Source organism: Haematobacter massiliensis, from assembly GCF_000740795.1.
GTDB classification, from domain to species: Bacteria; Pseudomonadota; Alphaproteobacteria; order Rhodobacterales; family Rhodobacteraceae; genus Haematobacter; species Haematobacter massiliensis.
Genome location: NZ_JGYG01000016.1, coordinates 40340 through 62395 on the forward strand (window position 1 = coordinate 40340; position 22056 = coordinate 62395).

The window sequence follows — 22056 nt, forward strand, 5'->3', positions numbered from 1 at the left end:
GGGCGGATGTGATTTCAGGCCGCAGGATAGCTGGTGAAAATCTCCAGTTCTCCATCGCGCCGGATCAGCAGCACGTCGTAGGCATCGCGGCTGTCCTCGGACCCCATCCCGGGCGAGCCGTAGGGCATGTCGGGCACCGCAAGTCCGACCGCATCGGGGCGTTCGGCCAGCAGCCGCCGGATGTCTGCAGCAGGAACATGGCCTTCAAGCGCATAGCCGTCGACCACACCCGTATGGCAGGAGAAGGCCTTCGCCGGGACGCCTTGGTCCATCTTGAAGCGGATCAGCAGCGTTCCCATCGACACTTCGTCCGTCACGGTGAAGCCTTGCGCGCGCAGGTAATCGACCCAGGCTTCGCAGCATTCACAGCCGCGTCCCTTGACGACATGGATCGGTGGTTCCGCTTGCGACCAGGCGGCACGCCCTTGGAGCGCGACGCCCGCCGCTGCCGCAAGCATCAGGTTGCGGCGTCCGATGTGGTGTCCGCTCATCCCTGATCCCCTTCAACCAAAGCTGCAAAGCCCGTCTCGCGGCGCCAGGTCGCCAGCGCATCAAGATCCTGCGCCGAAGCAATCTCGCGTTCCGGCAGTGCTTCGCGGTCCGTCGGATCGACCGGCCGACCGTCAACGCGCACCTCGTAGTGCAGGTTCGGGCCGCTGACGAGGCCCGTCGCGCCAACGGCACCGATGCTGTCACCGGCCTTGACCCGCGTGCCTTCCCGCACATCTTCGGCAATCTCGGACAGATGGGCATAGCGTGTCACAACCCCGCCGCCGTGGTCGATGTCGATGGTCAGGCCATAGCCCCGGATCGTACCGGCAAAGACGACGCGCCCTGCGCCGGTGGCCGAGACTTCGGTTCCGACCGGAGCGGCATAGTCGATCCCGGTATGCATCCGCACGCCCCCAAGAACAGGGTGGTTGCGTCGCCCGAAGACGGAAGACAGCCGGGCACCGAGGATCGGCGCGGCGGACCGCTGCACGGCTTCCCCGTCCTCGAACACGATGACGGGACCTGCTGCATCCGTGGCGACGAGTTCAAGTACCCGGTCTGCAAGTTCCAGTCGCGCATAGTTCAGCCGTGGCTCGCCCGCGATGCTGCCGTCAGGAAGCTGGTCTTCCTGCCAGACCAGTGCAAAAGTTTCGCCGCCCTGCAAGTCGCGCCGGAAGTCGACCTGGCCCGCGAGGAGCGCAGTCAGGTCCACGGCGAAGCGTTCCGGCGCGTTGCGCGCAACGAGGGCTTCGTAAAGCGTGCCGTCAAGCACAAGCGTTTCCCGCCGGTCCGTTTCACGGATTGGCGGATCAAGCCGCGCGGCTCCAACGGGGCCGTCGAAGGTCAGCACAATCTCGACGCCATCTTCCACGAAGAGCGACATGCGTGTCAGGCTCGCCGGATCGCCCGATGTGGCCGTCCACTCGATGCGATGGCCTGGCCGCAGGTCGGTGAGGTCGTAAACCCCCGCGAGAGCCAAGGCGGCCTCTGCCCGGATCCCGGCAGGGACACCCGCATGACCGAGCACACTGTCGAGCGTGTCGCCGGAGGCAATCGTCGCTTCGAACACGGCGGGAAGATGCGCGGTCGGCGTGTCGGCTGCAGCCTGCAACGGCACGAGGGAGGCGGCGGCAAGGACTATGAGGGCAGAGCGGATCATCTGGCAGAATGACCTTTCAACTGAGGGTTCGGCGGATCTTCGGAACGGCAAAGCGCCGGTCCTCGTGGAAGTCGATGATGCTGGCAAAGCGTCCGTCCGGGTGGAACAGGAACACACCGGCGGTGTGGTCCATCGTGTAGTCACCATCGTCCCGCGGCACGCGCGCGTATTTCACCCGGAAATCGGCGGCAGCTTTCTCGACCTGTTCGGCGGACCCTGTCAACCCGATGATGCGCGGATCGAAGTTGCTCACGTAGTCGGCGAGGGCCTCCGGCGTATCGCGGTCGGGGTCGACCGTGATCAGGGCCACGACCAGCCGGTCGGCGTCGGGCCCCAGTTCCTCAAGCCAGAGCGAGATGTCGCTTAGTGTCGTCGGACAGACATCCGGGCACCAAGTGAAGCCGAAGAAGGCCATGACCGGGCGACCGACCCAGTCCAAAGGCCTGACGGGTTGTCCGCGGTGGTCAGTGAGATCCCAGTCCATGTCACCGACAGGCAGGGGCAACAAGGCGTTCCCGCGCTGCCGGTCACGTGTCCGCCACGCGCCAACCCCCAGCATGAAGGCGACAGCCGCGCCTGTGGCCCCCAGGCCTAGGATCACTGCCCGGCGTCGCTGCAATCCGGACCCTCCGCGCGCAGGGACAGCACGTCGGCATCGACCGTCACGTCGCCCGCATTCTCGAAGGTCAGGGTGACGGGGAACCGGTCACCCTCCTTCAGCGCTGTGGCCAGACCCATCAGCATGCCGTGGTAGGCGCCGGGGGACAGCGCCACGGTCTCGCCCGCCGGAACCGGGATCGACATCGCGTGCGGCATTGAAGCGATGCCGTCGGTGACGACGGTCTCGTGAAGCATCGGCATGGTCGCGGCCGGCGTCGTGATGCCGATAAGGGCGTCGTCTGTGCTACCTCCGTTCGTGATCTCGACATAGAACACCGCCGGGCGATCCGCGCCAATGGTCGCCTTGGACCAGGCGTGTTCTATGGTGAGGTCGCCGACCGTAAACGTCCCGCAGGCGAAGGCGGCAGGGGCGGCGAGGAGCAGGGCCGTGGAAAGGAACAATGATTTCATTTGTCAGAATCTCGATCTGAGGTCGGAAAGGATTTCGACGGCTGGCGTGCCGTAGGCGAACTGCCTCAGCCATACGCCGTCAGGGCCGATCAGGAACAGGCCGGGACTGTGCGACATGGTGTAGCCGTCCGCGACCGCTGCGTCGGCCTCACGGGCGAAGTAGATCTTGAAGCTCTCGGCCGCAGCCTCCGTGTCCGCATCAGTGCCCGCAAGCCCGAGGATCGCCGGGTGAAACGCCTCGGTATACTCCCGAAGGCCGAGCCGCCGGTCCCGCACCGGGTCGATGGAAACGAAGATGGGCTGCACCTTCGCCGCATCTGGCCCGAGATCGTCCATCACCTGCGCGACCTCGGATAGGGTGGTGGGGCACACGTCCGGGCAATTGGTGAAGCCGAAGAAGACCAGCAGGAACTTGCCACGAAACTCTTCCGATGTCCGCTGCGTCCCCTCGCTGTCCGCAAGCGAGAAGGACGGGGAAAAGGCCGCGTCCGCAACGTCTTGCATCCCGGCAGATGACCAGCGCAGCGCGAAGAACGCCACGGTCGCCACAATGGCTGCGGTCCAGAGGATGATTTGCAGATTCCGAAGGCGCATTCAGAAGTCCCAAGCTTTGTAGTAGGCGGTCTAGAACCTTGAGCAACTAGAGGTTCAAGTCGCAACCATCCCGTCCACATCCGGCAGGCGGGCTTTCGCCTATCCATGCGGGACCAGAAAACGCGCCAGCGCGATACCGATAAGCACACCGACGAGGCCGAAGGCAATCCCATAGCCGACTCCGTACTGCAGACAGTCGAGCCGCTTGCCTCCGCGCCTTCGGGCGACAAGCACCCCCCAGACGAAGCCCGCGAGGGCGAAGACGGGTCCAATCATGCGACGCCCCTTTTCTGTGAGCTCGTGGGCCTGGTCCGCCGGAGCAGGCCATATCCGGTCCAGCTTGCGACCAGCATTGCCAGCGGCATCCAGTCCCCGAAACGGGCATAGAGGGTTGCGCGAAGCGGCCTCGGCAGACGTGCGTCGATGATTCCCTGTTCGCCGAGCTCGAGAAAAGCCGTGACGCGCCCGAACGGGTCGACCACCGCCGAGATTCCGGTGTTAGCCGCGCGAACCAGCGGCAAGCCTTCTTCGACCGCACGCATCCGCGCCGAGGCGAAGTGCTGCCATGGTCCGATCGAGGTGCCGAACCAGGCGTCGTTGGTCGCGTTGAAGATCCAGTCGGGCCGTATCGCGTCATCGACCACATGCCCGGGGAAGATGATCTCATAGCAGATCGCAACGCCGGGAAACGGGAAAGGGCCGAAAGCAAGAGTCGCGGGTCCGGGGCCGGGCGAGAAGTCGCCAAGTGACTGAACGATCCGCGGGAACGGCAGAAGCCCGCGCCAGGGCACATATTCGCCGAAGGGGACGAGGTGATGCTTCGCATAGCGAGCCAGGACGCCGCCGTCCGATCCGATGGCAAGGACCGCGTTGTGATAGACTGCGTCTGTACCGGCGAGTTCCCGCTCCGGGCTGCCGGTCAAGAGCACGGCGCGATCCGGCAGAAGCCAGCCGATCACCGCTCTTGCCCCCGGATCTTCGGCAAGAAACCCTGGCCAAGCAGTTTCTGGCCACAAGAGCAGGTCGAACGCACCGGGCCGGGCCGAGAGGAACAGGAGCCGCGCGATGTTGGCGTTGCGCGCAGCCGGGTCCCACTTCGCGCTCTGTGGGATGTTCGGCTGGACGATGCGAACCTCCCGTCCTTGGCCGGTGTCCGCCGACAGAAGCGCAACGCGAAGGTATCCGAACATGGCCAAGGCCAACATCGTTGCTGCAGCCACCCCAAGATATGCCCGACGGCTTTCCCGCGCCGGGCCGCCCATCGCATGTCCGATGCTGGCCGCTGCCAGGACGAGGACGAACCCCAGTCCGTAGCTGCCCAAGACCGAGGCCGCTTGGGCAAGAATGGTCCAGTCGGCCAGTGCATAGGCGGCAAGATTCCAGGGAAAACCTGTGAGCACATGACCACGTAGCCATTCAGCGATTGTCCAGGCGGTGGCAAGCGACAGGGCAGGCGGCAGGCCCGCTCGCGCCAGCTGCGCCGCCAAGGCGCAGGACAGCGCGGGGAAAACCGAGAGAACCGCAGCAAGACCTAGGACGGCGGGCAGCGCCAGTCCGCCGAAGCGGTCGGCCTCGACCTGAAAGCTCTCGGTGATCCAGAACAGCCCCGGCACAAACTGGCCAAGACCGAACGCAAAACCAATGAGCATGGAAGATGTGCCAGTTGCCGCGCGCAGCAGCAGTGAAAGAGCCGCGAAGGACAGTAACGCGAAGGGCAGGAGCGAGAAGGGGGGCAGCGCCAAGACAAAGACGGCACCAGAGATCAATCCAATTGGTAGCCAGATCGCTACGCGCGGTCCTTCCGATCCGACGAACAAGGGTCCATCAAGGTCGATCAACAGCCGTGCCCCCCGAACGTGAGCGAAGACGATAAGTGCTCAAGTGGGTAGAGGTGCAATGGCTGTTTCTTGCGTTCACGCTCTTGTCAGATCTGCCCCCATCGTGGCGCATTCCTTGCGACCAGCGAGCTCCTTTGCAAAGGGACCAGCATTCTGACATACGTCTGTCGCCATCTATTCTCCTTGTACCGACTCCTTCACGCTGACCTGCCCCCCGGAAGTTCCCTCGCTGTGATGTAGAGTCTGCCCAACCTGAGAAGGAGCAGACGACATGAGGAAAAGCCGTTTCACCGAGGCGCAGATCATCGGGATGATCAAGGAGCAGGAGGCAGGTTTGCCGATCTCCGAGCTTTGCCGGAAGCACGGGCTGAGCCCCGCGACGTTCTACAAGCTCAAGGCCAAATACGGGGGGATGGACCTCTCCGACGCCAAGCGGCTGAAGCAGCTCGAGGACGAGAACGCGAAGCTGAAGCGCCTGTTGGCTGATGCCATGCTGGACAACGTGGTGCTCAAGGATCTGCTGGGAAAGCCCTGACGACGCCGATGCAACGGCGGGACGCGGTGCTGCAGGCGATGAAGGATCATCCGATCTCTCAGCGCCGGGCCTGTGTCCTGATCGGTGTCGATCCGAAGACAGTGCGGCGTGAGCGGCCGCCCGATAACCCGGAAATCCGTGAAGAGATGCACAAGATCGCCGAGAAACGCCGCCGCTTCGGCTATCGGCGTGTGGGCATCATGCTGGAGCGCAAGGGCATGATCATGAACGATAAGAAGCTCTACCGCATCTACCGGGAAGAGGGGCTGTCGGTGCGCCGCCGCCGTGGCCGCAAGAGGGCCCGCGGAAGCCGAACCCCGATGCCGGTGCCATTGCGCCCGAACCAGCGGTGGTCGCTGGACTTCCTGTCGGACACGTTCGGGGCCTGCCGCAAGTTCCGCATCCTGGCGGTCAACGACGATTGTTGCCGCGAGAACCTCGCCCTGATCGCCGACACCAGCATCTCGGGGGCCAGGGTGGCGCGGGAACTCGATGCGCTGGTCAGGATCTACGGCAAACCCGCTTGCATCGTGTCGGACAACGGCACCGAGTTCACCAGCAAGGCCATCCTGAAGTGGGCCAACGAGAAGGGCGTCGAATGGCACTACATCGACCCGGGCAAGCCGCAGCAGAACGGCTACATCGAGTCATTCAACGGCAGCCTGCGCGACGAATGCCTGAACGAGGAGATCTTCGACAGCCTGGCCGACGCCCGCCGCAAGTTGGCCCTCTGGCGATACGACTACAACAACGTCAGGCCGCATTCCTCGCTGGGTAACAGAACACCGGCAGAAGCGCGCCGGGCGCTTGAGCAACTTGATGGCTTCGCTCCCGGCGCGCTTGCCCAACCTGAAACCGACCACTATCAACCCCAAGGACTCTCGCTATGAACGAGGGACGACCGGGGGGCAGGTCAACGCAGACTTGAATGGACATGGGAGGCCATTCTCACGTCCAATTCCGTGTTTGTCGTGCGCGGCAAACCTCGCTGCCCTCAATTGAGCTGAAAGCAGACAACATGTCGACCCGACGGCATTTCCTGAAGATGACTTCCGCTCTCTTCTCCGCGCCACTTGTGACCCCGGCTTTCGCGGCCTCTGATCTTCAGGGCCAGTGGGCAGCCTGGGATGCGCAGGTGACACCCCCGGGCTATGTTGCGGCTACGACCAATCCATGGGGCCTGCATCCGCGGCTGCTTCCGGTCCGCGTCGAGGCTCGCGCCGGGCTGACGCCAGGCGACATCCATGTCGATGCGATCGCGCGCTATCTCTACCACATCCAGCCTGACGGCACTGCGATGCGCTATGGCGTCGCCATCGGGCGGTCCGGGCTCTACGAGCCGGGCATCTATACGATTGGCCGCAAGGCCAAGTGGCCAAGGTGGACTCCCACACCACAGATGATCGAGCGCGAACCCGAGACCTACGCGCAGTATGCCGACGGCATGGATCCCGGTCCTGGCAATGCGCTCGGGTCGCGGGCGCTCTACTTGTTCCTCGGTAGCCGTGACACCTATCTGCGCATCCACGGCACGCCATTTCCGCGGTCCATCGGCAGCCGGGCCAGTTCCGGCTGTGTGCGCATGGTTATGCCGCACATCATCGATCTCTACGACCAGGTTCAGACCGGAGTGACGGCACATCTGTATCCGGCCGAAGAAGGCAACGTGGAGCTGACGGCCTGAACATGATTGCGGGTAAGAGCAAGGAATTCAGTTCGCGAACTCCGAAGGCAGGGCGTTTCCCCCGCACGGTCGGTGCTGGGCGATCCGCGGTGCTGGCGATCGCCTTGATGATGCTCTCAGCCTGTGTGGCACCGGTCGGAGGGATCGGCGACGAGCCGTCGCGCTTCCTGCAGGAGCTGCCCGAGGGCGTGATGGCCATCGCCGCACCCTACCAGAACCTGCGCGCAGTGGTCTTGCAGCCCGAGGACGGCTGCTACTGGTACGAGCATGTCGGCCCGGTTGAGACGACCATGCTGCCGCTCCGTACGGCGGAAGGTCGTCCGATCTGCACCGCTACGGAAAACCGTCCTGCCACAACCGGCTGAGCGCGCGAAAAATGGTCAGTTGCCCCAGTTCGCCGATGGTCAAACCTTGATCAGTGCCGCCGTCACATACATAAATGCAATCCCGCCGAGGAAGCCGCCGAGGACAGCAGGAGAGTACAGGATCGCCTGCCGGTCGCTGTTCTGGCGTTGAAGATAGGCCGTGACCTCGACCATGACCTGCAGGATCGCCCCGGCGCCGACCGCAAGCGCGAAAGCCGACCATTGCGGGGCGTAGGCAAGGCTACCGGCCCAGATCCCAAGCACGGCGGGTCCCCCGGCAAGCAGCGTCAGCGCGGCAAAGCTCCAGAGCGGAGGGCGGATGCGCAGCATGGGTGCTGCGATGCCGATGCCTTCGGTCACGTTGTGCAGCGCAAAGCCGAGAACGAGGAAGGTGCCGAGGCCCGCCGCACCAGCAGCGAAGGCGCCACCGATGGCCAGCCCTTCGCCGAAATTGTGCAGCCCGATGCCGAGCGCGATGTAGAACGCCAGCGCCAGCCCCTCGGGCCGTCCGCGCCAGCGCCCGATGGCCATGAGGAGAAGGAAACTCGCGAGAGCCGACAGCCAGACCATGGCCGATCCTTGGAACAGCGCGGCTGCCTCAGCCGCGAGTTCGGTGGCCTCGCCCATCATGTCGAGGAGCAGGAAGGCCAGCATGCCGACGGTCAGCGCCAGCACGAAGTTCATGCCGGAAGTGCCGAAGCCGCGCATCGCCGGGTAGAACATCAGCCCGAGGGCGACAGGCAGCAAACCGACCAGCGCGCCGACCAGCGCCTGTAACTGAAGCTGCCCCCCGGATGCCTGCGGCGTGGGCACGGCAACAGCGATTTCGTGCCCGAACACAGTGCCGGTGTTGGTCACGAGGGCCACTTGATGCGCCTCGCCCAGCACCCACGGGTAGGGGATCTGCACCCAGACGGCACTGCCGCGCGCAATCGGTCCCGACGGGTCCTGCGTGAAGGTCCAGAAGGCGTCATCGACGGCAACCTGCGCGATCTGCATCGCCTCCGACCCGCCCGCACGCACAAGAACCTGGATGCCGGTGCTGTCGAGGATCGTCCGCTCGACGGTGAGCGACTCGACCGGTGGGGCACCGTTGTTGAAGCCGCGCAACGGATCGAGCGAGGCGATCAAGACGAAAGACACCAGAATGGCCGCCAGAGGCAGGAACACCAGCAGAAGCCGGATCAGCGGGGAACGGGTCGGTTGGCTCTGGTCGCTCATGCCCCCGGCCCCCGCACGTCGAACATGCCGACCCAGCCCAGCTCGGTGAACTCGGATTGATGGGCGTGGAACATGTACATGCCGTCCTCATGGTCGGCGAAGCTGAACTCGAGGATGCCGCGCTGCGCCTGGCACTGCATGATCAGATCGACCGTGCGCAGGGTCGGCGTCAGCTGCGTGCCAGTGTCGTAGTAGTCGAAGAAATTCGCGTGCAGGTGGAACGAGTTGATCGGGTCGAACTCGGTCACGTTGACGAGGTAGATGCGCACGGGCCGGGTCTTGTCGATCGGGATCGGCACGTTCATGTAGGCCTGCCCCACGGTGTTGACCGCATAGACTTCGTTCCCACCGTCGAAATTGGTGTCGAAGGCGTTCATCACCATCGCCAGCTCCTGCCAAAGGGCATTTTCGGGGCTGCCCAGAACGCGTGACGCAGCAACGGCAGCAAGCGCGGGGTCGGTCTGCCGGGAAGGGTCGGGGTCGATCACGAACAACCCGTACATGCCCTTGTGCATGTGCCGCTTCAGCGGCAGGGCGTGGCAGTGGTAGAGGTGACAGCCGAAGGGTTTGGCATCGAACTCATAGACGAACTCTTCGCCGGGGCCGATCAGTCCTGCACCGGGAACACCGTCCATCCGCGCAGAGTGAATGCCGTGGAAGTGCATCGAATGCGGGTGCGAGCCGAAGTTGCGGAAGATGATGCGCAGCTTCTCGCCTTCCTTCGCCCGAAGGGCAGGGCCGGGGACGCGGTTGTTGTAGGTCCAGGCGGGAAAGAAGATGCCGGGGGCGATCTCGATTTCCTTGTCGTAAGCCTCGACCTCGAAGGTGCGCAGGGTGCGGCCGTCGGGCAGAAGCTCGGTCGTGCCGGTGTCCCAGTCCGTCAGCATGGCCGTGGGGTCGAAGCCGTTGCGGGCATGATCGACAGAACCCAGGGTGGTCATGTTGCCATGCGCCATGCCGGGCATCGGGGCGGCATAGGGATCGGCCGACATCGCCGACATGTCGTGTCCGGCTATCGGGTCGGGCGCGGTCTGGGAACGCGCGGTTCCCGCGACAATTGCAGCGCCGCCTGCGGCCACGAGTCCGCCGACCAGCAAAGCGCGGCGCGACGGGTCAACCGAAGTGTCTTGGTCGGCAGGCATGGAATGAGGCTTTCCCGGCGCGCACAAAAGGCGTGGCGCGAAATGTTAGACAAGGCTAACAATCTGCCCGGCGCGTTTGCTTGTCAACGGGGTTCGTGCAAGACTGCGCCGACAATGAACGATGATCCACATCACACACTGTCGGCCACCAGTGATGACCGCTCTCCCGACCTGCGCGCGGAGGCTTTTCAGGGCGTGCGCGCCGCGCGTAGCCGCGAGTTGGCAGAGGATTACGTCGAGCTGATCGCCGAACTGATCCACGCGCAGGGCGAGGCGCGCCCCGTGGACATCGCCACCCGGATGGGCGTGACGGCACCGACCGTCGCCAAGACGCTTGACCGGCTCGCCCGCGACGGCCTGATCACCCGGGCCAAGTATCGGTCGATCTTCCTCACGGAAGAGGGTAGGGCGCTGGCAAAGGAGTGCCGCCACCGGCACGACATCGTTCTGCGGTTCCTGCTTAGCCTCGGGCTCGACCCCGAGACGGCCGAGCGGGACGCCGAAGGGATCGAGCATCATGTAAGCGAGCGGACGCTCGAGCTTTTCGCGGCCTTTGTCGCCCGAAGCTGACCGGTGCGGGTCAGGTGCCCTCTATGGCAAGGCGGACATCCTCGAAGAACTTTTCACCCGAGACGATCTCAAGCTTCTTGCCTTGCAGGTAGAAGGTGGGCGTCTGGTTCACACCAAGCGCTTCCACATCCGCCATGTCCTGATTGATCGTGGCCGTGATCCCGGGGAACATCTTGTCGGTTTCCGCTTTGGCCAGATCCAGCCCGACGGCGCCCGCGGCTTGCCACGCGATTTTCATGTCCGGACCGTCGTGCAGCGCCCATTCCGGCTGTTTCTCAAAGATTGCGTCGAGCACCTGCTCGAACTTGCCTTGCATCCGCGCCACCTCGAGGATGCGCGCGGCTTCATCCGACCCTTTGTGGAACAGAGTGTAGCGCAGGACCACCCTGATCTGGGTCGGAAATTGGCGGCGTATTTCTGCGATGATCGGATGGAACGCCCGGCAGGCCTCGCAAGAGGGATCGAAGAACTCGACCAGCGTGACGGGGGCATCGACCGGGCCAAGGATGGGCGAATGGGCGCGCACCAGAAGCGAGTCGTCCACTGCGGGGGCGGTCGCAGCGTCGGCTTGCGCCTCGGCCTCGCGGCGGCGGGTCAGGAATACGGCACCACCGCCGAAGGCGGCAAGTCCAAGGGCGGAAGCCCCGATCAACACAGTGCGGCGGTTCATGTGCGGTTTCCTTTCGGCAGGATGAGACAGGCAAGGATCGCGGCAAAGGCGGCCAGCGAAAGGTAAGGGATGGGTACGCCCAGGATCATCTGCGCCTCGCCGGTGCAGGACGGGCCGTTCTGGGTGCAAGGCACGATGGGTGCAGGAAGAATGCCAGCGTAAAGCCCGGAGTGCCAGGCGGCCAGCGCCAGACCCGCCAGCACCAGCGGCAGGGCATAAAGCCATGCGCTGCCATCCCCGCGCCACAGCGACAGGCCAAGGATCGGCACCAGCGGGAACATCGCGATGCGCTGATACCAGCACAGGGTGCAGGGCATCTGTCCCAGCACCTCGCCGATGAACAACGCGCCAAACGTGGCCCCCAAGGCGATCAGGAAAGCGAGCGTAAGCACCAGATCGTCGCGAGACAGCGCCTGTTCATCAGTTCTGGTCAAGAGCAGGCTCCTTGCTGCGGCGTGACGGAAGCGAGGCCACAAGAATGAACAGCGCCCCAAGCGTGATGGCGATATCGGCACCGTTGAAGGTGGGCCAGTGCCAATCCTGCCAGTAGAGATCGAGGAAGTCGGTGACGGCCCCCTGCCGCAGCCGGTCGATGATGTTGCCAAGGGCCCCGCCAACGATCAGCGCCAGGCCTGCCTTCTCGAACGGGTGGCGTGCCCGGAACGCCATGACGGCAAACATCAGCGTCAGTGCGCCGGTCAGCGCCGCCATCAGCAGGGGCTTGCCTGCCATGACGCCGCCCATCATGCCAAAGCTGGCGCCTTCGTTGAACCCGAGGGCAAGATTGAAGCCCGGAAAGACCGGAACCGCCATCCCCCGGGAAAGCAGCGACAGCGCCGCGACCTTGGTCAACTGGTCCACCAGTAATGTGGCGGCGATAAGGAAAATCAGCTTTGTTCGGGTCATGGTTCAGCCTTGCGGTTGATGCCGATCCAGCGCGGGACCGATGCGGCGTATCGGTCATAGTCCGACCCGATTGCCGCGCGCAAGGCGGCCTCTTCCGAACGGATCTGCGTGCTGGCGGACCACAGGAACAGGATCGGCGCAAGGACCGTCGGTGCAGAGGGGACTGCCAGCGCGACCCCTGCCAGCAACGCCGCCTGTCCGACGAAGGTCGGGTTGCGGCTGAAGCGGTAGAGCCCGCCAGAGACGAGATCGCCGGTCTCGGCGCCGACCACGCCAACACGCCAGGACGACCCCATCGACATCTGCGCCGCGAAAGCCACCATCGCGCCAAGGCCTGCGACAAGGACCCCGATCAGGCCAAGGATGACGGCGTGCCCCTCGGTCCAGAGCGGATCGGTCTTGTGAAGCAGGGGTATCGCAAGCCAGACCAGCGGCCCGAAGAAAGCGATCGCAAAAGCCGCACGGAATCCCATGGCGGCCAGCCGGTCGCGCCCCTTTGCCCGCGAAAACAGCCAGACAGACCGGCCCGCAGACTGCGCTGCCACCGCGCTCCCCCAGAAGAACATCGCAAGATAGCCGAACAGAAGGGCCAGCGCGGCGCAGCCAAAACCCGAGATCATCGAGTCACGCCTCGCGTTCCGGGTTGAACCGCAACAGGCGCAGCGCGTTCAGCGTCACCAGCACGGTCGCCCCGGTATCAGCCAGGATCGCAAGCCAGAGGCCGGTCAGCCCCAAGACGGAAGTCATCAGGAACACCGCCTTCAGGCCAAGCGCGATGGTAACGTTCTGGCGGATGTTGGCCATTGCGGCCCGCGACAGCCGGATCACCGCCGGGATGTCGGTCACCCGGTCGCGCAGGATAGCCGCATCGGCGGTTTCCAGCGCCACATCGGTCCCGGACCCCATCGCCACGCCGACATTGGCCTGCTTCAGCGCGGGCGCGTCGTTGATCCCGTCGCCAATCATCATCACGCCGCCCTCGTCGTGCATCGTCTTGATGAACTTCAGCTTGTCCTCGGGCATCATGTCGGCTTGGAACTCCATCCCCAGGCCCCCCGCGATGGCCGCCGCCGTGCGCGGGTTGTCCCCGGTCAGGATGACTGCGCCGACCCCCATGGCCTCGAGTTGGCGCACCGCGTCCTTGGCGTCGTCGCGCGGTTCGTCGCGCATGGCGATCAGGCCGAGCGGGGTCTTCGCGCGGAACACTGCCACGGCCGTCTTGCCCTCCTCCTCGAACACCGTCGCCTTCCGCAGGCCAAGGCCCTCCAGCCCGCCAAGCTCCATCGCATAGCGCGGCGAGGCGACCCAGGCCGGGGCATCACCGACCGTTGCGACCACGCCCTTGCCCATCAGCGCCTTGGCATCCTTCGACGCCAGCGCCTCGACCCCGGCCTCCTTCGCCTTGTTCAGGATGGCGACGGCAAGCGGGTGGCTCGATCCGGTCTCGACCCCGGCGGCAACGGCCAGCAGTTCGGCCTCGGTCGTGGTGCCGAAGGTGACGACATCGGTGACCTTGGGGCGCCCATGCGTCAGCGTCCCGGTCTTGTCGAACGCGATGCGGCTGACCTTGGACGCCGCTTCGATGACGACACCGCCTTTCATCAAAAGCCCGCGCCGCGCGCCCGTCGACATCGCCGAGGCGATAGAGGCGGGGACCGAGATGACCAGGGCACAGGGGCAGCCGATGAGAAGCAGCGTCAGGCCGCGATAGACCCACGTGTTCCAGTCCGCGCCAAAGGCCAGCGGCGGCACCAGGATCACCAGCACCGACAGCGCTACGATCAGCGGCATGTACCAGCGGCTGAAACGGTCAATGAAACGTTCGGTCGGCGCGCGCGCCTCCTCGGCCTCTTCCACCAGCCGGATGATCCGGGCGATGGTGTTGTCTTCCGGCCCCTTGGTCACTTTCACCCGCAGGACGGCCTCGGTGTTGATCGAGCCCGCGAAAACCGTGTCGCCCGGCCCCTTGTTGACCGGCACGCTTTCGCCCGTCACCGGGCTATCGTCGACGCCGCTGTTGCCTTCGGAAATCTCGCCATCCGCCGGGATGCGGTCGCCGGGACGGACAAGGACGGTCTGCCCGACCGCCAGGCTGGCTGCCGGGACCTCCTGCGGCTTGCCGTCGATCTCCAGAAGCGCGGTCTTGGGCACGAGGTTTGCCAGCGCCCGGATCCCGTCCCGCGCCTTGCCCGCCGCCACGCCCTCCAGCACTTCGCCCACAGCGAACAGGAACACGACCAGCGCCGCCTCCTCGGCCGCGTCGATGAACAGGGCGCCGATGGCGGCAACCGTCATCAGACTTTCGATGGTGAAGGGCTGGCCCATCCGCAGCGCGGCGAAAGCACGTTGTGCGACGGGGGCGACACCGATCAGGCAGGCGGCGACGAAGGCCCATCTGCCGATCTCCGGCGCCAGATACTCGATGATCCACGCCGCACCCAACAACAGGGCAGTGAAGATTACAAGCTTACCCTTGCCGGTCTGATACCAGCGCTTGCCCCGATCGGCGGGGTCATCATGGACATGGCCTGGGCTGCCGTGGCCGGAATCGTCGCTCTTTGCGCTGGCCGTCGCTGCCGGACCGTGGTCGTGCCCTGCATGATCGTGGCCATCGTCGCGGCTGTGGTCCGCGGCGTCCTCGTCTTCGGCCTTGTTGGCGGCACCGGGCAGCATGAAGTCCTTCTTCGCGCCCGCCTTGCGGGGTTCGATCCCGTATCCAAGGGCGCGCACGGTCTTTTCGACCTTGTCGCGTCCGGTCTGCGCCTCATCCAGCGTCAGACGCAGGCGTTCCGACATGATCGCGACCTGGACATCGCTCACCCCGGGCAAACGCGAAACCGCATCCTTGATCTTCGTCGCGCAGGACCCGCAGTCCATACCGGACACGGTCCAGTCGCAGAATTCTTCGCTTTTTGAACCCGACATCGTCTTCCCTCCTGCCCGGAAGCGGACAGTTGCCCTTATCGAATCAGGAACCTAAGTTCTCTAGCAACTAGAGCTTCAAGGGGAATGTGATGCTGACCATCGGAAAATTGGGAGACGCTGCCGGTGTGAAGGTTCCGACGATCCGCTACTACGAGCAGATCGGCCTCTTGCCAGAGGCCGAACGTAGCGCGGGCAATCAGCGGCTCTACAGCCGAAAGGCGCTGGAGCGTCTAGCGTTCATCCGGCACGCCCGCGGTCTGGGTTTTACGCTCGAAGCAATCCGCGATCTTCTGAGCCTGTCGGACAGGCCCGATCAGTCTTGCGCCGCCGCCGACGCCATCGCCAGGGCGCAGCTAGCTGAGGTTGAAAGCCGCCTGGCGCGTCTGACCGCGCTCAAGGCCGAACTGGAACGCATGGTCGTGCAATGTGCAGGCGGGAAGATCGCCGATTGCCGGGTGATCGAGGTGCTGGGAGATCACGCCCATTGCGCAACCGATCATTGTCATCCGCACGCAGACCATCTGGAATAGGTGAGCCTCTTGCCGCGTGCTTTATGTGGCGGCCGCCTTCTTGCGTTCAGGTCCACAGCTTTCAAGGTCACATTGGGCACCATCGGCAAGGTTGGAAACCTGTTTCATTTGCCGTCCACGTTTCCGAAGCCACATCGCGCCGCCAGCCAGAACGGCCAGCGCGATGGCACTGCACAAGATCACATCGAGGGGTAGGCTGGTGTCGCGTTGCCCTTAAAGGCGAGATGACAAACCCAACAAAATCAATGGTGATGCTTTGCTGTTAAATGTGAGATTTTGCCTTTAACTCGGCTCTGCCTCAATCTGTGTGGCGCACTATCCTGAGAACGGGAAGATTCAGGAGGGATAGTGGTGATTTCAAGGAAGCACTGGTCGCCCGGGAGCGATGTTTCCGTTCAAAGCGTTGAGCGGCGCGATTCCGGCGGGTGGACTGTATCCGGCAGTCTGACACCAAACGGCATCTGCCCAGACTGTGGATTGCAATCGCGACGTCGTCACGGCTGGCGGCGTAGGCGGCTGCAGGATTATCCCGCCCATGGTGACGGGGTTACGGTAACCCTCTGGGTTTGCCGTTGGCGATGTTTGGCACCCGCCTGCCCGCGTCGGACTTTCTTTGACCAGATCGGCTCGATTGCGCGTCCTTTTGCGCGGCGCACTTCGCGTGTCGGGGAAATTGTCAGCCATCTTGGGCACGCGACCGGCGGGCGGCCTGCCGAGCGGCTCTTGCACCGCTTGGGCCTTGGGGTCAGTGATGACACGGTGCTTAGGCAGCTGAAGAACCGTGCTCAAGACACTGCCGAGCCGCCGACCGTCATCGGGATCGACGACTGGAGCTGGCGGAAGTCGCAGACCTACGGCACGATCATCGTCGATCTGGAGCGTCGCGCGGTCATCGATGTTCTCGAAGATCGTGATGTGGTCACCTGCACCGACTGGCTGAAACGACATCCCGAGGTGGAAGTGATCAGCAGAGATCGCTGCGGTCTCTACGCCCAGGCTGCCCGGCAAGGCGCGCCGCAAGCGGAACAGGTCGCCGACCGGTTTCATATCGTGCAGAACCTGCGGCAGGCTATCGAGGAGCAGATGAACCTTCACGGCCGTGCGACCGGCAGGGCGCTGCTGTCCGACGCCGACAATATCACCGCAGAGGGAAGCCTTCTGAAGTCCCGCCTTGCGCACAGGACGTCTCGGGAAGAGATTTTCACCACCATCCATGCGCTTCGAAATCAGGGGCTTACCTGCAGCGAGATTGGGCGGCGAACAGGGTTCCCTCGTCGCAGCATCGCGAAATGGCTGCAGTTCGAGACGCCGCCGGACCGCAGGCGGGCAGCTTTGAAGCCGACTTCGCCGTGGTACTTTGAAGAGTTCCTGAGCCAAAGCTGGAAGGGCGGAATTCGAACTGGAAGCGCCCTGTTCCGTCTGATCCGAGAGCGTGGCTACGAGGGGAGCCCGACGCATTTGCAGCGGCTGCTGGCGGGGTGGCGCAGAGCCGAAAAGCAAGCGAAGGGCCCTGCCTTGGAGCACCAGATCCTGGAACCGGTCCGGGACCCGGAAACGGGGCACGCGATCTCCCCGGTCATCGCGGCAGCGCTGTGTATCAAACCCCGCGGAAAACTCACCCCGGATCAGGCGCGGAAGGTCGACGCGCTCAAGGCTGGCTCTCCCGCCTTCGCAACGATGCGCTGCCTCGTCATGCGGTTCAACGGTATCCTGCGTGGCCGCGAGGCAGACCCGCTCCCTGCATGGATCGACGACGCGATCGAAACCGACCTGGCGCCCATCGTGCGCTTCGCACGCACATTGAACCGGGATTTCGATGCGGTAAAAAACGCTATCGAGATGCCCTGGAGCAACAGCCAAGCAGAAGGTCAGATTAATCGTCTGAAGACCCTCAAACGCGCCATGTACGGCCGAGCCGGGCCAGAACTGTTGAGGGCAAGAATGCTGCCCCTCCGCCACACAGATTGAGGCAGAGCCTATTTAACGGCAACGCGACATCGGCCGTCCAAATGATACTGCATCCAACCATCCGAGAGGGTTCTGGACAAGAAGGTCTGCGGCTCAAACGTGCCGCCATCCTTGTGGCCTGCGCCGCGACCAGGTTGGCCGGCCGCACTTGGTTGCAGAGACGGCATCCCGAAGAGCGCGCAAAAGCCGTTGAAGGGCCAGCGGGGGCGTATACTATCGGGGACATGACAAGCCGTAACCACATTAGCGGACTCTTGCGGCGTGTCGCGGCACTTGTCGCCTTTGTCGCCCTGCTCTGGGCAATCCAGGTCGTCAACTGGATCTCCGGCTACGGCCTGAACCCGGCGTTCGGACTGATCCCGCGGTCCTTCGGTGGGTTGGACGGCATTATCGCGATGCCCCTCTTGCATGGGAGCTTCGCGCACCTGATGGCCAATACGCCGCCGCTGCTGGTGATGGGTGGGCTGATGGTGGCAACCACCACGCGGGCCTTGCTACCGATGAACGCCGTGGTGATCGGCCTCGGCGGTGCTCTCGTCTGGCTGTTCGGCAGCTCGGCCATCCATATCGGCGCGTCAGGGCTCATCTTCGGCTGGTTCGGTTTCCTCGTCGTGCGCGGCCTCGTGGATCGCTCGCTGATCACGCTGGGCGCGGCATTGGTGGTCGGTGTCCTCTATGGCTCCATTCTCTGGGGCGTTCTTGCGGGCCAACCCGGCGTGTCTTGGGAGGCGCATCTCTTCGGTGTCGTCGCTGGCGCGGCCGCGGCGTTCCTGGTCCGAACGCATGTCCATGCCCCGCGCTTGAGCGACGTCGATCTGGACTGAAGCGCCACAACTGACCCGAACGGCCCATAGCGGACGATCGACCTCTCGATGCTACGGGCCAGCAATCCCCGAACCGGCCACTCGACTTGTTCCGCAGCAAGAAAGTATGACCTGCCCCGAGAGCAGTGGCACCCCATTTTGTTTGACGGTAGCATGACTGCTAGGCAAGATTGTGGACATCCTCCGGCGGGAAGATACCCAGATTGGCTATGGCTGCGTGAGCGCCTGCCGGGTCGTCTGCAACGAAGACGATCGCAAGATCTTGTCCAGCCCGAGAGCAACAAACGTAGAGAAGCCGACGAGTCCGATCGTACGTAGTCTCCTTTCCTTCCTTCGCGTTCACGTTGTCGGTATCGGAGGGAGGCGTAATTCCAAAGAGCTTGCCGTAAGAGAACTGGTTATGCCGGCCCTCTTCGTCGTCGATAATCGTGATAACGCGGGTAAACTCCGCCCCTTTCACTCCTTGATGCGTTTCGAAGGGTGATTGTTCTTCGATATAGGTCCGATAGCCCCACAGCTCGCTCATTGGCAGGTGAAGTAGTTTTTGGACAGCAGCGGCATCGCCCGAATCCGTAATTTGTTTCGCGGCGTCGTATTCGGCCATTGCACTCAACAAGCGATCATCAAGCCCGAACATCCTCGCGTGTTTCAGATGAGACAGGGCTTCGAAAACCGGCACGCTTGAACCTATTGCGCAGGTCTCAGCCAGTACCTTTGCTTTGGAATCCAACTCTTTCAGTACGGCAGGCAGTGTGCTACTTCCTGCTTGGTTACGCTGGAGCGACGGCGCATGACGGCGAAGGAGACTCATTACCTCGAACTGGTCACCTTTGGCTTGAGCGATTACTAGGGGCATGAGCAACCTTAGGAACGAAAGCACGGACCAGTGAGTGCCTTCGTCAAAACCTTCCTTCAGAGTCTCGGACGTTTTATCGTGATACGCGTCGTATAGGGCACCGAAGCCCAGGCGCTCCGCCGCCATCCGGTGAGCGATGACAAGTACCTTCACATCCGCTTCCGGTGCGTCACTAAGCCAGAGAGGATCGTCATGTTTCTTGGCGAGCCAATCTCTCACGGCCGCCAGTCGCGCCACTCGATCATCCTTGGGCACAACGAGCAGTTTGGCAGTCCCGACCACGGGAACACGCTTGCCCCCGACCAGCTTGGTTTTCCCCCCCGTCTGTACTAGCGCGTCGCCCGCAGCCCGAATGTTGTTGATGACCGTCAGGACGGATGTTGGACACCGGAAGTTTTCCGGTTTTTCGATCACCTTCCAACCGGCTAGCGGAGCGATCACTCCTGCGCCGGACGTGTAGATCTTCTGCATCGGATCTCCGATGAAGCCGAGGCAGAACTTTGATCCAAGCGCTGCACATATCGCCTTAAGCGCGGAGACGACATCAGGCGCAGTGTCCTGACTCTCATCGACGAAGATAAACGGAAACTTTTGCCCGACGACTTTAGCGATTAGCGGCTGACCCTGTATGAGTTCGGTCGAGAGCCGGATCACGTCGTCGTGACCCAGCACGCCTTTTGGATAGTTGCTGCCGACGCTGTAGTTGAAGCTTTTTACAGATTTGATCTCTTGCTTTTGGTCGCGATACCGCTCGACGTCAGCGGCGGCCTGAAGACGAGTCTTCTCGTGCGTACGCTTGGTGAAAGCCGCGATCTTGGCTTCCGTGTCGGCGATCCTCTGGTCAATGCGCCTGTCGACCCACAGGGCAATGTCGGCCTGAAAAGGTTTCAGAGCAGCCCAGAGAAAGCTGTGGATCGTCGAGACGTGAAAAAGTGGATCATTGCCGACATCGCCCCAAATCTCATCGACAGCAACTTCGGTGTATGTGATGCAGGCTACTTTCTGGGCGCGCTGACGGAGATGCGCACCCCGCGTTTTGCGGAGATGATCGAGCGCCTTTACAATCGACGTGGTTTTTCCGGAGCCCGCTCCGGCCACCATCACGAAACCGGTCGAATTATCATCATCGAGAAGTTCGCGGAGTTCGATGTCTGCTTGCGTATCCGGCTTGCCAGTGCGGCTCGTCATTGCGGCGGCTCCGCGACTTCGCTTGGGACGTCAGCATCAGCAGGCTTCTCTTCCGGCAGGTCATCCCCCACGGAAACGTGCAGCGCAAGCCAGTTCAGCCCGTTCTGGATATAGGTAGGAACGACCCATCCTCCGTCAGTACTTGCCAGAAGGCCGAGGGCGAAATTGGTTTTCTTGAACCACTCTCCTTTGATCCGTTTGTGGATCTTCGCAGCCAACACTTCTAGCGTCATGTCGGCTGACTTGGCCCAGCGGAGGCCAACGTCCCGGTTTTCCTTTTTCTGGCACCAAGCGAGGTTCTCGTAGGCGAACGCCTCTTCGAGCGTGCGACTTTTAAGCTCAAGGGTGGTTTCGCCCCACGTCACCATCACCGGCATCTGGTACGTCGCCATCACGTGGGCGCCCCCGTCCGCAGATGGTGCTTGAAGCCGATCAGCTTCTACAGCGGTGAGCAACTCGTCGATGAGGGTCTTGCCCGGAAGCCACTGGCGCAGGGTCTGGTTCGCAGTCACTGCCCCGGGCGTGCCAGCAGGGCATTTCGTACCTGGTTTGGGAGCGACTTTGCTGTCCGCACCGGCGTCCTCTTCACTGTCATCAATGTCCCCGTCGTCCTCAACTTCTTCATCATCCTCTGCCCCTTCGGCGAAGGCTTCTGTATCACCCTCCTCTGGTAGAGGTTCCGGCGTAGGTGGCGTTGGATGGACGCTGTCGAGATCGGTGATGATAAGTGTCGGAATTCCCAGGAACTCGACGAGCTTCCGGAAGCGGAACGCGAAAGCGCCACCGACCTCAAGGATGCTCAAATAAGCTGCTCCGAGCTTCTTGGCACCCGTGGCAATCATCAGCGGGAGCACTAAGCGCTCGACATTTCCTTCGACGAGGATTGCCCCATCCGCAAAGAACAAGTCGCAGTGGGTGAGCTTCATGTATCGTTCGAGAAAGTCCCGATCCGGTTCATTCTGCTCGTAGAAGATCGAGAGATTGAACACGTCGGTGCTTTGCTTGGCTCCCGTTTCAACAGACCGCCGGAAGTACCGGATCGGCTTGAAGCCACGCTCGTAAAGTATGTGTGGAGAATGGGTTGTGATGACGAACTGTGAGGCAAAACCGTCTTCGCCTCTCGGGGGAATAAGATCTGTCAGCTTACGAACAAAGGCCTGCTGGAGCTGAGCGTGCATGTGAGCTTCTGGTTCTTCAACAAAGATCAGATGGATCGGCTGCCTCTTGTCTTCCTCGCCTTCTTCTGTTGTCGCCCACGCTGAATGGAGATCAAGCAATTCCACGCCCATGTAGATAAGGTTCTTGAAACCAAGCCCATTGTAGCTATCGGGCAGGACGAGTGCCTCGACTTCTGCGGTCGCTTCCTCAAGTAAATAGTGAACCTTTGCCTGCTGATCTCCCATCAGCCTTTCGAGTTTGAGAGCAGCACGGATTTCTAGGGTAGGGTTGGCAAGACCCGGATATCCGAGCTTACGCAACGACCTAACGTAAGCCCACGGCGGGGACCGCGGTCAGGCA

23 protein-coding genes are annotated in these 22056 nt (G+C 63.0%); 7 read left to right on the forward strand and 16 right to left on the reverse strand.

The features are described 5' to 3' along the window. Window positions 1-14 precede the first annotated feature (14 nt). From CN97_RS17265 to lnt, 7 genes are all read right to left on the reverse strand, one after another. Window positions 15-491 (reverse strand): DUF411 domain-containing protein, encoded by a 477-nt coding sequence (locus CN97_RS17265; RefSeq protein ID WP_035714060.1) that lies wholly within the window; start codon window positions 489-491, stop codon window positions 15-17. Continuing rightward, window positions 488-1651 carry a M23 family metallopeptidase gene (locus CN97_RS17270; RefSeq protein WP_051911392.1) on the reverse strand — a complete coding sequence of 388 codons (1164 nt, stop codon included), beginning with the start codon at window positions 1649-1651 and terminating at the stop codon, window positions 488-490. Before CN97_RS17270 ends, CN97_RS17265 begins: the two co-directional genes overlap by 4 nt. Before the next feature lie 16 nt (window positions 1652-1667). Continuing rightward, window positions 1668-2210: an SCO family protein gene (locus CN97_RS17275; protein ID WP_051911399.1), complete on the reverse strand. Its 543-nt coding sequence runs from the start codon at window positions 2208-2210 to the stop codon at window positions 1668-1670. A 38-nt stretch (window positions 2211-2248) separates the two neighbouring features. After that, window positions 2249-2722 (reverse strand): copper chaperone PCu(A)C, encoded by a 474-nt coding sequence (locus CN97_RS17280; protein ID WP_035714065.1) that lies wholly within the window; start codon window positions 2720-2722, stop codon window positions 2249-2251. A gap of 3 nt (window positions 2723-2725) precedes the next feature. Further along, on the reverse strand, window positions 2726-3316 hold the full coding sequence (locus tag CN97_RS17285) for an SCO family protein (protein WP_035714068.1): 591 nt from the start codon (window positions 3314-3316) through the stop codon (window positions 2726-2728). A gap of 99 nt (window positions 3317-3415) precedes the next feature. Beyond that, window positions 3416-3592: a hypothetical protein gene (locus CN97_RS20990; protein WP_088217530.1), complete on the reverse strand. Its 177-nt coding sequence runs from the start codon at window positions 3590-3592 to the stop codon at window positions 3416-3418. After that, a complete protein-coding gene (lnt, locus tag CN97_RS17290; protein WP_241699904.1) occupies window positions 3589-5154 on the reverse strand; it encodes an apolipoprotein N-acyltransferase in 1566 nt (521 codons plus the stop codon). Before lnt ends, CN97_RS20990 begins: the two co-directional genes overlap by 4 nt. A gap of 271 nt (window positions 5155-5425) precedes the next feature. On the opposite strand from lnt, the gene CN97_RS17300 reads away from it, so the two are divergent. The 3 genes from CN97_RS17300 (at window position 5426) to CN97_RS17310 (ending at window position 7738) form a co-directional block, all read left to right on the forward strand. Continuing rightward, a protein-coding gene (locus CN97_RS17300) for an IS3 family transposase (protein WP_088217529.1) occupies window positions 5426-6579 on the forward strand; the annotation gives its coding sequence in 2 pieces (ribosomal slippage) (window positions 5426-5675 and window positions 5675-6579; 1155 coding nt in all). A gap of 128 nt (window positions 6580-6707) precedes the next feature. After that, complete coding sequence (locus CN97_RS17305) at window positions 6708-7373, forward strand: L,D-transpeptidase (RefSeq protein ID WP_035714072.1); 666 nt, start codon at window positions 6708-6710, stop codon at window positions 7371-7373. Window positions 7374-7462: 89 nt separating this feature from the next. Continuing rightward, complete coding sequence (locus tag CN97_RS17310; protein WP_035714143.1) at window positions 7463-7738, forward strand: hypothetical protein; 276 nt, start codon at window positions 7463-7465, stop codon at window positions 7736-7738. Between the two features lie 39 nt (window positions 7739-7777). Here the strand turns inward: CN97_RS17310 and CN97_RS17315 are convergent, their stop codons facing one another. After that, complete coding sequence (locus tag CN97_RS17315) at window positions 7778-8959, reverse strand: ZIP family metal transporter (RefSeq protein WP_035714074.1); 1182 nt, start codon at window positions 8957-8959, stop codon at window positions 7778-7780. Beyond that, window positions 8956-10101, reverse strand: a complete 1146-nt coding sequence (locus CN97_RS17320; RefSeq protein ID WP_035714076.1) for a multicopper oxidase domain-containing protein — start codon at window positions 10099-10101, stop codon at window positions 8956-8958. Before CN97_RS17320 ends, CN97_RS17315 begins: the two co-directional genes overlap by 4 nt. A gap of 114 nt (window positions 10102-10215) precedes the next feature. Here CN97_RS17320 and mntR point away from each other — a divergent pair, with 114 nt between their 5' ends. Next, window positions 10216-10671 carry a manganese-binding transcriptional regulator MntR gene (gene mntR, locus CN97_RS17325; RefSeq protein ID WP_051911394.1) on the forward strand — a complete coding sequence of 152 codons (456 nt, stop codon included), beginning with the start codon at window positions 10216-10218 and terminating at the stop codon, window positions 10669-10671. A 10-nt stretch (window positions 10672-10681) separates the two neighbouring features. On the opposite strand, the gene CN97_RS17330 is transcribed toward mntR, so the two are convergent. Genes CN97_RS17330 through CN97_RS17350 form a run of 5 tightly spaced genes read right to left on the reverse strand, consistent with a single transcriptional unit; the run spans window position 10682 to window position 15172 of the window. Beyond that, on the reverse strand, window positions 10682-11341 hold the full coding sequence (locus CN97_RS17330; protein ID WP_035714079.1) for a DsbA family protein: 660 nt from the start codon (window positions 11339-11341) through the stop codon (window positions 10682-10684). Further along, window positions 11338-11775, reverse strand: coding sequence for a disulfide bond formation protein B (locus CN97_RS17335; RefSeq protein ID WP_241699905.1), 438 nt, complete (start codon window positions 11773-11775; stop codon window positions 11338-11340). Before CN97_RS17335 ends, CN97_RS17330 begins: the two co-directional genes overlap by 4 nt. Beyond that, the gene (gene lspA, locus CN97_RS17340; RefSeq protein ID WP_035714081.1) at window positions 11762-12247 is read right to left on the reverse strand and encodes a signal peptidase II; all 486 of its coding nucleotides are present in this window, start codon (window positions 12245-12247) and stop codon (window positions 11762-11764) included. Before lspA ends, CN97_RS17335 begins: the two co-directional genes overlap by 14 nt. Then, window positions 12244-12867 (reverse strand): methyltransferase family protein, encoded by a 624-nt coding sequence (locus tag CN97_RS17345; RefSeq protein WP_035714083.1) that lies wholly within the window; start codon window positions 12865-12867, stop codon window positions 12244-12246. Before CN97_RS17345 ends, lspA begins: the two co-directional genes overlap by 4 nt. A 4-nt stretch (window positions 12868-12871) precedes the next feature. Further along, window positions 12872-15172, reverse strand: a complete 2301-nt coding sequence (locus tag CN97_RS17350) for a heavy metal translocating P-type ATPase (RefSeq protein WP_035714086.1) — start codon at window positions 15170-15172, stop codon at window positions 12872-12874. Window positions 15173-15261: 89 nt separating this feature from the next. Here CN97_RS17350 and CN97_RS17355 point away from each other — a divergent pair, with 89 nt between their 5' ends. The 3 genes from CN97_RS17355 (at window position 15262) to CN97_RS17365 (ending at window position 18494) form a co-directional block, all read left to right on the forward strand. After that, window positions 15262-15702 carry a MerR family transcriptional regulator gene (locus CN97_RS17355; RefSeq protein ID WP_035714088.1) on the forward strand — a complete coding sequence of 147 codons (441 nt, stop codon included), beginning with the start codon at window positions 15262-15264 and terminating at the stop codon, window positions 15700-15702. Window positions 15703-16053: 351 nt separating this feature from the next. Continuing rightward, a complete protein-coding gene (locus CN97_RS17360; RefSeq protein WP_438266337.1) occupies window positions 16054-17670 on the forward strand; it encodes an ISL3 family transposase in 1617 nt (538 codons plus the stop codon). Between the two features lie 224 nt (window positions 17671-17894). Continuing rightward, window positions 17895-18494 carry a rhomboid family intramembrane serine protease gene (locus tag CN97_RS17365; RefSeq protein WP_035714091.1) on the forward strand — a complete coding sequence of 200 codons (600 nt, stop codon included), beginning with the start codon at window positions 17895-17897 and terminating at the stop codon, window positions 18492-18494. Between the two features lie 160 nt (window positions 18495-18654). On the opposite strand, the gene CN97_RS17370 is transcribed toward CN97_RS17365, so the two are convergent. Together CN97_RS17370 and CN97_RS17375 are read right to left on the reverse strand one after the other, a co-directional pair. Next, complete coding sequence (locus CN97_RS17370) at window positions 18655-20538, reverse strand: UvrD-helicase domain-containing protein (protein ID WP_035714093.1); 1884 nt, start codon at window positions 20536-20538, stop codon at window positions 18655-18657. After that, entirely contained in the window at window positions 20535-22016 is a 1482-nt protein-coding gene (locus CN97_RS17375; protein WP_248700118.1) for an ATP-dependent nuclease, read from the reverse strand. The genes CN97_RS17370 and CN97_RS17375 overlap by 4 nt, the downstream gene beginning before the upstream one ends. Window positions 22017-22056 lie beyond the last annotated feature (40 nt).

Bases quoted from the DNA above. Each gene is read 5' to 3' on its own strand.
- CN97_RS17265 (WP_035714060.1), bottom strand. From the start codon at position 491: ATGAGCGGACACCACATCGGACGCCGCAACCTGATGCTTGCGGCAGCG.
- CN97_RS17270 (WP_051911392.1), bottom strand. From the start codon at position 1,651: ATGATCCGCTCTGCCCTCATAGTCCTTGCCGCCGCCTCCCTCGTGCCG.
- CN97_RS17275 (WP_051911399.1), bottom strand. From the start codon at position 2,210: ATGCTGGGGGTTGGCGCGTGGCGGACACGTGACCGGCAGCGCGGGAAC.
- CN97_RS17280 (WP_035714065.1), bottom strand. From the start codon at position 2,722: ATGAAATCATTGTTCCTTTCCACGGCCCTGCTCCTCGCCGCCCCTGCC.
- CN97_RS17285 (WP_035714068.1), bottom strand. From the start codon at position 3,316: ATGCGCCTTCGGAATCTGCAAATCATCCTCTGGACCGCAGCCATTGTG.
- CN97_RS20990 (WP_088217530.1), bottom strand. From the start codon at position 3,592: ATGATTGGACCCGTCTTCGCCCTCGCGGGCTTCGTCTGGGGGGTGCTT.
- CN97_RS17305 (WP_035714072.1), top strand. From the start codon at position 6,708: ATGTCGACCCGACGGCATTTCCTGAAGATGACTTCCGCTCTCTTCTCC.
- CN97_RS17315 (WP_035714074.1), bottom strand. From the start codon at position 8,959: ATGAGCGACCAGAGCCAACCGACCCGTTCCCCGCTGATCCGGCTTCTG.
- CN97_RS17320 (WP_035714076.1), bottom strand. From the start codon at position 10,101: ATGCCTGCCGACCAAGACACTTCGGTTGACCCGTCGCGCCGCGCTTTG.
- mntR (WP_051911394.1), top strand. From the start codon at position 10,216: ATGAACGATGATCCACATCACACACTGTCGGCCACCAGTGATGACCGC.
- CN97_RS17330 (WP_035714079.1), bottom strand. From the start codon at position 11,341: ATGAACCGCCGCACTGTGTTGATCGGGGCTTCCGCCCTTGGACTTGCC.
- lspA (WP_035714081.1), bottom strand. From the start codon at position 12,247: ATGACCCGAACAAAGCTGATTTTCCTTATCGCCGCCACATTACTGGTG.
- CN97_RS17345 (WP_035714083.1), bottom strand. From the start codon at position 12,867: ATGATCTCGGGTTTTGGCTGCGCCGCGCTGGCCCTTCTGTTCGGCTAT.
- CN97_RS17350 (WP_035714086.1), bottom strand. From the start codon at position 15,172: ATGTCGGGTTCAAAAAGCGAAGAATTCTGCGACTGGACCGTGTCCGGT.
- CN97_RS17355 (WP_035714088.1), top strand. From the start codon at position 15,262: ATGCTGACCATCGGAAAATTGGGAGACGCTGCCGGTGTGAAGGTTCCG.
- CN97_RS17365 (WP_035714091.1), top strand. From the start codon at position 17,895: ATGACAAGCCGTAACCACATTAGCGGACTCTTGCGGCGTGTCGCGGCA.
- CN97_RS17370 (WP_035714093.1), bottom strand. From the start codon at position 20,538: ATGACGAGCCGCACTGGCAAGCCGGATACGCAAGCAGACATCGAACTC.